We start from the raw sequence: 1,088 nt of genomic DNA on the forward strand, positions 1-1,088 counted from the left end.
GATCTCGCCGAGCAGGGCCTGCAGGCCGCTTTCGCCGCCACGCTCCAGCACCTGCGCGAAGGCTTCGGCCAGCGGACCGTCGCGTTCGGCGGCGATGCTGGTAAGCAAGTCGCGCCGCGCTTCGGCGAAAAGCGCCTCCTCCATCTGCGCATCGAGCAGTTCGAAATGGCCGGCAATGTTCGCCTCAAGCGGGAACTGATGCAGGATTGCCTCGCAGAAGGCGTGGATCGTCTGGATCTTCAAGCCGCCGGGCGTCTCGAGCGCTCGGGCGAAAAGCCGGCGCGCACGGCGCAGCTTCTCCGCGCCCGGCCGGCGCCCTTCGAGTGCTGCGATCTCGCCGGCCAGGGTCTCGTCGGGCAAAAGGCTCCACTTCGCCAGGATCTCGAAGACGCGGTTGGCCATGTTGGCGGCGGCTGCGCGCGTATAGGTGAGGCAGAGGATCTTGGCGGGGTCGGTCCCCTTGAGCAGGAGGCGGATGACACGGCTCGCCAGCACATGGGTCTTGCCCGACCCGGCATTGGCGGACACCCAGGCCGAAAGCGCGGGATCGGAAGCGAGCGCCTGGGTTTCCGCGGTATCCTCGGGAATGCGCAGGCGCTTGTTCATTCGCCGTCTCCCGCACCCGCATCGCCGCCCGCCGACCACTCCAGGACGCGGGCCAGATGGTCGTAATCGCCCTCCGTGTCACCTTCCTTGAACGGCAGGGCACGGGAAAGATAGCCGGCGTCCGGCGACTGGTAGTGGGCGAGCAGCTTTTGGAGCCGCTCCCATGCCTCTTCGGCGAGCGCGCTTCCCGACTTCTCGCTGTCCCTGATCTTCAGAATGGATTCGGGCTCCACCGTTCCGTTTGCGCGCAGGCGCACATAGCAAAGATCAGCCGGCGGCGGATTGCCCAGCTCAGCGAAGGCACCGCGGGCGAGAAGAGCGGCCTCCAGCGCGAGCTGCGGCGCCAGCAGACGGTGCGCCTGCGGCTTGGAGGGCAGGGCGCCTGTCTTGTAGTCGATGATGTCTGCGGTGCCGTCGCGCCGCAGGTCGATGCGGTCGGCCCGGCCGGAAAGCGTATTGCCCGTCGCGCCGACGGCAATCGG

The 1,088-nt window shown here is 67.8% G+C and carries 2 protein-coding genes; both read right to left on the reverse strand.

Features of this window, described 5'->3' with window-relative positions; genetic code table 11:
• Positions 1–606, reverse strand: a 606-nt coding sequence (locus ACFP9U_RS25180; RefSeq protein WP_378625632.1) for a UvrD-helicase domain-containing protein, incomplete at its 3' end; no start/stop codon positions are given.
• On the reverse strand, positions 603–1,088 hold a 486-nt coding region (locus tag ACFP9U_RS25185), incomplete at its 5' end, for a PD-(D/E)XK nuclease family protein (protein ID WP_378625633.1). The genes ACFP9U_RS25180 and ACFP9U_RS25185, both read right to left, overlap by 4 nt.

This window comes from Nitratireductor sp. GCM10026969, assembly GCF_042660605.1.
Classification (GTDB): Bacteria; Pseudomonadota; Alphaproteobacteria; order Rhizobiales; family Rhizobiaceae; genus Chelativorans.